The sequence below is a fragment of the Stenotrophomonas sp. HMSC10F07 genome, from assembly GCF_001807895.1.
GTDB classification, from domain to species: domain Bacteria; phylum Pseudomonadota; class Gammaproteobacteria; order Xanthomonadales; family Xanthomonadaceae; genus Stenotrophomonas; species Stenotrophomonas sepilia.
On record NZ_KV791365.1, the window covers coordinates 1 to 8,481 of the forward strand.

6 protein-coding genes are annotated in these 8,481 nt (G+C 65.5%); 3 read left to right on the top strand and 3 right to left on the bottom strand.

All coding sequences use genetic code 11. The features are described from left to right. Positions 1-78 precede the first annotated feature (78 nt). The 3 genes from HMPREF3114_RS08360 to gmk form a co-directional block, all read right to left on the bottom strand. The gene (locus tag HMPREF3114_RS08360) at positions 79-2,241 is read right to left on the bottom strand and encodes a RelA/SpoT family protein (RefSeq protein ID WP_005418955.1); all 2,163 of its coding nucleotides are present in this window, start codon (positions 2,239-2,241) and stop codon (positions 79-81) included. A gap of 106 nt (positions 2,242-2,347) precedes the next feature. Continuing rightward, the gene (gene rpoZ / locus HMPREF3114_RS08365) at positions 2,348-2,647 is read right to left on the bottom strand and encodes a DNA-directed RNA polymerase subunit omega (protein WP_005410877.1); all 300 of its coding nucleotides are present in this window, start codon (positions 2,645-2,647) and stop codon (positions 2,348-2,350) included. A gap of 110 nt (positions 2,648-2,757) precedes the next feature. Next, positions 2,758-3,423: a guanylate kinase gene (gmk, locus tag HMPREF3114_RS08370; protein ID WP_005410878.1), complete on the bottom strand. Its 666-nt coding sequence runs from the start codon at positions 3,421-3,423 to the stop codon at positions 2,758-2,760. A gap of 290 nt (positions 3,424-3,713) precedes the next feature. Between gmk and fdnG the strand changes: the two genes are divergently transcribed. The 3 genes from fdnG to HMPREF3114_RS08390 are packed head-to-tail and all read left to right on the top strand — an operon-like array spanning position 3,714 to position 8,354. Further along, positions 3,714-6,782: a formate dehydrogenase-N subunit alpha gene (gene fdnG / locus HMPREF3114_RS08380; protein ID WP_141750796.1), complete on the top strand. Its 3,069-nt coding sequence runs from the start codon at positions 3,714-3,716 to the stop codon at positions 6,780-6,782. A 10-nt stretch (positions 6,783-6,792) separates the two neighbouring features. Beyond that, positions 6,793-7,710, top strand: a complete 918-nt coding sequence (gene fdxH / locus HMPREF3114_RS08385) for a formate dehydrogenase subunit beta (RefSeq protein WP_053500839.1) — start codon at positions 6,793-6,795, stop codon at positions 7,708-7,710. Continuing rightward, positions 7,707-8,354 (top strand): formate dehydrogenase subunit gamma, encoded by a 648-nt coding sequence (locus tag HMPREF3114_RS08390; protein WP_005418959.1) that lies wholly within the window; start codon positions 7,707-7,709, stop codon positions 8,352-8,354. Before fdxH ends, HMPREF3114_RS08390 begins: the two co-directional genes overlap by 4 nt. The last annotated feature ends 127 nt before the right edge of the window (positions 8,355-8,481 follow it).

An 8,481-nucleotide genomic window follows, 5' to 3' on the forward strand; every position in this document is an offset into this window, starting at 1 on the left:
CGGATCCGTTTCCCGGCGGGAAACGGATCCGACCCCGTGCGTCGTGTGCGCGGAACGTCATCCACGCATGGCGTGGATCTACTGGCGGCGTACCGATTGCACGACCGACAGGCGGCGCAGGCGGCGCATCACTTCGGCCAGGTGGTTGCGGTCGCGCACCTGGATGTTGAACGCCAGCACGGCGGCGTTGAAGTCGCGGTCCAGGTAGTCCACGCGTTCGATGTTGGAATGGCTCTGTGCGATGGCGGCGGCCAGCTGCGCCAGCACGCCGGTGCCGTTCTCCACTTCCACCACCAGCGAGGTGTCGTAGTCGCCGGAGACGGTGGTGTCCCAACCGATCGGCACCCAGCGCTCGGGCGACTTGCGCAGCTCGGCCAGGTTCGGGCAGTCCATCCGGTGCACCACGATGCCCTTGCCGGCGGTGTGGTAGCCCATGATCTCGTCGCCGGGAATCGGCTGGCAGCAGCCGGCGAAGGTGACCACGCCGCGCTCACTGCCGTTGATCAGGATCTTCTCCTGCGAGTGGTGGCGCGAATGCGGGCCGCCACGCAGTTCGGCGTAGGCCATCAGCGCCTGCGCGGCCTGGGTCGGCATCCAGTTGCCCAGTGCGACCTCGGCCAGCAGGGCTTCCAGGCGCGGGAAGCGGTGTTCGGCCAGGAACGCATCCAGGCGCCCCTTCGGCAGCCGCTCCAGCGACGAATCCATCGCTTCCAGCGCACGGTCGAGCATGCGGTGGCCCAGCTGCACGGCATCCTCGTGCTCCAGCTGCTTGAGCTGGTGGCGGATGGCGGTGCGCGCCTTGCTGGTCACCACGAATTCCAGCCACTGCGGTTTCGGCGTGGCCGAGCGTGCGGTGATGATCTCCACCGACTGCCCCGACACCAGCTTGGTGCGCAACGGCACCAGTTTCTTGTCCACGCGCGAGGCCACCGCCATGTTGCCGACGTCGGTATGCACGGCGTAGGCGAAATCGAGCGCGGTGGAATTGCGCGGCAGGGCCAGGATCTTGCCCTTCGGGGTGAACAGGTAGACCTCGTCAGGGAACAGGTCGACCTTGACGTTGTCGAGGAATTCCAGCGAGGAACCGGCGGCGCGCTGCGAGTCGATCAGCTCGACGATCCACGCATGGGCACGGCTCTGTGCGCTGTTGGGCGAATCGCCGCCGAACTTGTAGGTCCAGTGCGCGGCCACGCCGCGTTCGGCGATCAGGTCCATTTCCTCGGTACGGATCTGCACTTCGATCGGCGAGCCATACGGCCCGAACAGCACCGTGTGCAGCGACTGGTAACCGTTGGCCTTGGGAATGGCGATGAAATCGCGGAAGCGCCCATCCAGTGGCTTGAAGGTGGCGTGCACCGAGCCCAGCGCGTGGTAGCAGCTGGGCACACTGCGCACGACCAGGCGGAAGCCGAACACATCCATCACCTGGTCGAAGGATTTGTTCTCGTCGCGCATCTTGTTGTAGATGCTCCACGGGGTCTTGATACGGCTGATCAGCCGATGCTCGATGCCCTCCTTGGCCAGGCGCTGCGACAGCTGCACTTCCACCTGCGCCATCGCTTCGCGGCGCACCACCGGCTGGCTGCGGATGTGTTTTTCGATGATGGCGTGGCGCCACGGGTAGAGCGCCTTGAACCCCAGGTTCTGCAGCTCGCTCTTGACCAGGCTCATGCCCAGGCGCTGGGCGATGGGCGCGTAGATCTCCAGCGTCTCGCGGGCGATGCGGCCACGCGCTTCGCGGCTCTGCGCGCCCAGCGTGCGCATGTTGTGCAGGCGGTCGGCCAGCTTGATCATGATCACGCGCAGGTCGCGCGACATCGCCAGCAGCATCTTGCGGAAGCTCTCGGCGGCCGCCTCCTGGCGGTCACGGAACTTCAGCTTGTCCAGCTTGGTGACACCGTCGACCAGTTCGGCCACGGCTTCGCCGAACTCGGCGGCCAGCGCCTCGCGGGTCAGCGGGGTGTCTTCGATGGTGTCGTGCAGGATCGCGGCGATCAGCGCTTCCACGTCCAGGCCGAGTTCGGCCAGCACCTGGGCCACGGCCACCGGATGGGTGATATAGGGCTCGCCCGACTTGCGCGTCTGCCCAGCGTGCGCGGAGGCCCCGACTTCCCAGGCACGGCGCAACAGCGGCAGCTGTTCCGGCGGCAGGTAATGGGCGGCGCGTTCGAGCTGGAGGACGTAGTCGGGTACGGCGGCAGTGGGGGCTGCGGCGACCTTGGCAGTGGGGCCTGGGTTCATGCCCGAAGCCTATTCCAGCGCGACGTTTACGGCAAATCCTGAATGCGAAACAGCCCGCACGGGGCGGGCTGTTCGGTGTATCCAACGATTACGTTGATCGATGCGATCAATCGTCGTTCTTGGACATGTCTTCGTCGGCGACCACTTCGGCGGCAGCCCACTCCAGCGCTTCGCGCTCGGCGCGCTCACGCTCGGCCTTTTCGACTTCGTCGATCAGGGCGTTGTCGATCTTGCGGGCGGCGATTTCGCGCAGCGCCAGCACGGTCGGCTTGTCCTCGGTCTCGCTGTTGTCCAGCGTGGCCTGCACGCCGTTGGCGAGCTGACGGGCACGCTTGGAAGCCATCATGACCAGTTCGAAACGGTTGTTAACGACTTCCAGGCAATCTTCTACGGTGATGCGGGCCATACGGGCTCCCGGCGACCGGTCGGCCGCTCAGTCGAATGAGGGAAAGGGGACGGAGTGTACTGGCAGGGGCTGGACAAAATCAAGCCAACCCCTACCCGATTCTTTTGGAATCAGTCAGTTGCACCCGGATCGGGGGTCAGCAGCGCCTGGATCAGGCCGGCGTGGCGGACCTTCTGGGCCTCCCGGCGCAGGCGGCTGGCAGTGAAGATGGCGCACAGCTCGTCCACGGCAGTGTCGAACACCTCGTTGACGATGACGTAGTCGAACTCGTTGAAGTGCAGCATTTCATCGCGGGCCGCGCCCAGGCGCTGGGCGATGACCGCCTCGCTGTCCTGGCCACGCTTGCGCATGCGGTCCTGCAAGGCCTGCTTGGACGGCGGCAGGATGAACACGGTGACCGTGCCCGGCACCAGCTGGCGCACCTGCTGCGCGCCCTGCCAGTCGATCTCCAGCAGCACATCCTGGCCGGCGGCCAGCTGCGGCTCCACCGACTGCCGGGCCGTGCCCTTCCAGTCGCCGTGCACCCAAGCGTGCTCGAAGAAGTCGCCGGCGGCGATCATCTGCTCGAACTTCTCGGCACTGACGAAGTGGTAATGCTGGCCGTTCACCTCACCGGGGCGCATCGCGCGCGAGGTGAAGGAGATCGACAGGGCGATCTGCGGGTCACGGGCCAGGGTGGCATTGACGATGCTGCTCTTGCCGGCGCCGGACGGGGCGGCCACGATGTACAGCGTGCCGCGCGCAACGGCGTCCGACGGCTTCGACGGGGCGCTCATGCGCGGAACCCAATTGGTTGATTTCGCAAAATTTTTCCTCGGTGTTCCAGATCCGGCGCGGAGGGTCGCGCCAGGACGGCGGGGGCTGCGCGGAACATCCTGGGACCAGGCCCGGCAGACGCTTCCCCAGGGGGCGGGCACGCAACTTTACCAGAGCAGGCCCTTTCCGGGCCCGTCCGGCAGGCGCCGCGCCTTGTGCCACATGGGCATCCGGGGGCCTGTGCTATAACCGGCCCGTACCCAACGACAGCCCGGAGGCCTGCGCCTCCCCGCCATCCCAGGAGAACGGCATGCCATCGATGAGCCGCCGCCAGTTCCTGAAAGTGACCGGGACAACCCTGGTCGGCTCCAGCCTGGCATTGATGGGCTTCGCGCCCGGCATCGCGCTCGCGGAGGTCAGGCAGTACAAGCTGACCCGCGCGACCGAGACCCGCAACACCTGTACCTACTGTTCGGTGGCCTGCGGCATCCTGATGTACAGCCTCGGCGATGGCGCCAAGAACGCCGAGCCGAGCATCTTCCATATCGAGGGCGACCCGGACCATCCGGTCAACCGCGGCACGCTGTGCCCGAAGGGTGCCGGCCTGGCCGACATCATCCACAGCAAGTCGCGCCTGCTCTACCCCGAGTACCGCGCGCCGGGCTCGAACGAGTGGAAGCGGCTGAGCTGGGACGATGCGCTGGACCGCATCGCGCGACTGATGAAGGAAGACCGCGATGCCAACTTCGTGCAGAAGAACGAAGCCGGGCAGACGGTCAACCGCTGGCTGACCACTGGCATGCTGGCGGCCTCGGCCACCAGCAATGAGACCGCGGTGCTGACCCACAAGGTCGTCCGCTCCCTCGGCATGCTGGCATTCGACAACCAGGCACGTGTCTGACACGGCCCGACGGTGGCAGGTCTTGCCCCGACGCTAGGCCGTGGTGCGATGACGAATCACTGGGTCGACATCAAGAATGCCGACCTGATCCTGATCATGGGTGGCAACGCCGCTGAGGCGCATCCGTGCGGGTTCAAATGGGTGACCGAGGCCAAGGCCCACAACAAGGCGCGGCTGATCGTGGTCGATCCGCGCTTCAACCGCTCGGCCGCGGTGGCCGATGTGTACGCGCCGATCCGCACCGGTACCGACATCGTGTTCCTGGGCGGCCTGATCAACTACCTGCTGACCGAGGACCGCATCCAGCACGAGTACGTGCTGAACTACACCGACATGTCGTTCCTGGTGAAGGACGAGTTCGCCTTCAAGGACGGCCTGTATTCGGGCTACAACGAAGAAAAGCGCAGCTATGACCGTTCCAGCTGGGACTACGCCTACGGTGACGATGGATTCGTGCGCAGCGATCCGACGCTGAAGGATCCGCGCTGCGTCTACAACCTGCTGAAACAACACTACGCGCGTTACACCGTGGAGATGGTCGAGCGCATCTGCGGCACGCCGGCCGACAGCATCCGCCAAGTGTGGGACATGATCGCGTCCACCGCCGGCAAGGACAAGGCGATGACCATCCTGTACGCGCTGGGCTGGACGCAGCACTCGATCGGCGCGCAGAACGTGCGTGCCGGCACCATGGTGCAGCTGCTGCTGGGCAACATCGGCGTGGCCGGTGGCGGCATGAACGCGCTGCGCGGGCACTCCAACATCCAGGGCCTGACCGACATCGGCCTGATGTCCGACCTGCTGCCCGGCTACCTGACGCTGCCGAAACAGGATGAGCAGGACTACAACGCCTACATCGCCAAGCGCACGCAGAAGCCCCTGCGCGCCAACCAGATGTCGTTCTGGCAGAACTACCCGAAATTCCACGTCAGCCTGATGAAATCGTGGTGGGGCGATGCCGCCACCGCCGACAACAACTGGTGCTTCGATTACCTGCCCAAGCTCGACAAGCCGTACGACATGCTGCAGGCGTACGAGCTGATGAACGAGGGCAAGATCCACGGCTACATCTGCCAGGGCTTCAATCCTCTGGCCTCGGCGCCGAACAAGGGCAAGCTGATCAGTGCGTTCTCCAAGCTGAAGTTCATGGTCAGCATGGATCCGCTGGAAACCGAGACCATCGCCTTCTGGCAGAACCACGGCGCACTGAACGACGTCGACCCGAGCACGATCCAGACCGAAGTGTTCCGCCTGCCCACCACTTCCTTTGCCGAGGAGAACGGCGCGGTGGTGAATTCCTCGCGCTGGCTGCAGTGGCACTGGAAGGGGGCCAACCCGCCGGGCGAAGCGCGCAGCGACATCGAGATCATGTCCGAGCTGTTCCATCGCATCAAAGCGATGTACGAGAAGGATGGCGGTGCGTGGTGGGAGCCGGTACGCGACCTGGCCTGGAAGTATTCCAACCCGGAGCTGCCGACGCCGGAAGAACTGGCGATGGAATACAACGGCAAGGCGCTGGCCGACGTGTTCGATCCGAAGGACCCGACCAAGCTGGTGCGCAAGGCCGGCGAGCAGCTGGCCGCGTTCGGCGACCTGCGCGACGATGGCAGCACGTCCTCCGGCTGCTGGATCTACATCGGCGCCTGGGGCCCGACCGGCAACATGATGGCGCGGCGTGACAACAGTGACCCGACAGGCATCGGCAACACGCTGGGCTGGGCCTGGGCGTGGCCGGCCAACCGCCGCGTGATGTACAACCGCGCCTCGTGCGACGTGGCTGGCCAACCGTTCGATCCACGCCGCACGCTGCTGGCCTGGAACGGCAAGAACTGGGGCAACGTGGACGTGCCGGACTTCAAGGCCGACGAAGATCCTGCCGGCGGGATGGGCCCGTTCATCATGAACCCGGAAGGCATCGCCCGCTTCTTCGCCAAGGCCGGCATGGCCGAAGGCCCGTTCCCGGAGCACTACGAGCCGTTCGATACCCCGCTGCGCAGCAATCCGCTCAGCCCCGGCCAGGCCCTGACGCTGAACAACCCCGCGGCACGCGTGTTCGCCAGCGACCGTGCACAGATCGGTTCGCCGGACGAGTTCCCGCATGTGGCCACCACCTACCGCCTGACCGAGCATTTCCACTTCTGGACCAAGCACGGCAAGCTCAACGCCATCATCCAGCCCGAGCAGTTCGTCGAGATCGGTGCGGCATTGGCCGACGAGCTGGGCATCACCAACGGCAGCCGCGTGCGCGTGAGTTCCAAGCGTGGCCATATCGAAGCCGTTGCGATGGTGACCAAGCGGATCAAGGCCCTGCAGATCGATGGAAAGACCGTGCACCAGGTGGGCGTGCCGATCCACTGGGGCTTCCTCGGTGCGGCCAAGCCCGGATATATCGCCAATACGCTGACCAATGCCATCGGTGACGGCAACTCGCAGACGCCCGAGTCGAAGTGCATCCTGGTCAAGGTCGAGAAGGTGTAGGAGACACGCCATGCCACTGCAATCGCTGGACATCATCCGCCGCTCGGCCACCACCACGCCCTCGCCGGAGGCGCGGGGCGCGCACACCGGCCAGGTCGCCAAGCTGATCGATGTGAGCAAGTGCATCGGCTGCAAGGCCTGCCAGGTCGCCTGCATGGAATGGAACGACCTGCGCGACGAAGTGGGCAGCTGCGTTGGCAGCTATGACAACCCGCCCGACCTGAGCGAACAGTCGTGGACGGTGATGAAGTTCCGCGAGTACGAGGACGAGAAGGGCAAGCTGGAGTGGCTGATCCGGAAGGAGGGCTGCATGCACTGCAGCGACCCGGGCTGCCTGAAGGCCTGCCCGTCGCCCGGCGCGATCATCCAGTACGCCAACGGCATCGTCGACTTCCAGGAAGAGAACTGCATCGGCTGCGGCTACTGCGTGACCGGCTGCCCGTTCGACGTACCGCGCATCTCCAAGAAGGACCACAAGGCCTACAAGTGCACGCTGTGTTCGGACCGGGTGGCGGTCGGCCAGGAGCCGGCCTGTGTGAAGACCTGCCCGACCGGGGCGATCACCTTCGGCAGCAAACAGGCGATGACCGAGCACGCCGCCGGACGCGTGGAAGACCTGAAATCACGCGGCTATGAAAACGCCGGCCTGTACGACCCGCAGGGCGTCGGCGGTACCCACGTGATGTACGTGCTGCAGCATGTGGACAAGCCCGAGCTCTACGCCGACCTGCCCAAGGACCCGCGCATCAGCCCGATGGTGGAAGTCTGGAAGGGCGTAGCCAAGCCGCTGGGCGTCCTGGCGATCGCCGCCACGGCCTTTGCTGGCTTCCTGCACTACATCGGCATCGGCCGCAACACGGTCAATGACGAGGAAGAAGAACAAGCCGAGCACGAGGCGAAGAAGATCGAAGAGGAGCAGCGGCCATGAAGTACGCCCCGCACCCGCGGCAGATCATCCGTTACCGCGCGCCGACCCGCATCAACCACTGGATCGTGGCGATCTGCTTCGTGCTGACCGCGCTGTCCGGGCTGGCGTTGTTCCACCCTGCCCTGTTCCCGCTGACCCAGCTGTTCGGTGGCGGACCGTGGACGCGCATCCTGCACCCGTTCATCGGCCTGGCCATGGTGGTGGGCTTTGCGCTGCTGGCGTTGCGCATGTGGCGCGACAATCTGCCGACCGCCGACGACCGCGCGTGGATGCGCGGCATGCGCGATGTACTGCGCAACGAGGATGAAAAGCTGCCACCGGTCGGTCGCTTCAATGCCGGCCAGAAGCTGCTGTTCTGGGCCATCATCGGCTGCCTGTCGGCACTGCTGCTGACCGGCTTCGTGATCTGGCGGCAGTACTTCAGCCACTTCTTCCCGATCGGGGTGATCCGCTTCTCGGTGCTCGCCCATGCGTTGTTCGGCTGGGTGCTGATCTGCGCGATCGTGGTGCACATCTATGCGGCGATCTGGATCAAGGGGTCGGTGCGGGCGATGACCCAGGGCAAGGTGACCTATGGGTGGGCGTACAAGCACCACCGACAGTGGTTCCGGGACATCCTGCGCGGGCGGCGGGAACAGGGGTAGCGGCAGGGCCTGCGGCCCTGTACCCGCAGAGGCAACGTCAACGTCAAAAGCTGGCTTCCTGAGGAGTTGCGGGGTGGGTCCGGTTGCGGGGAACGCTGCAAGTACCCCTCCGGGGCCCGGCCCAGCC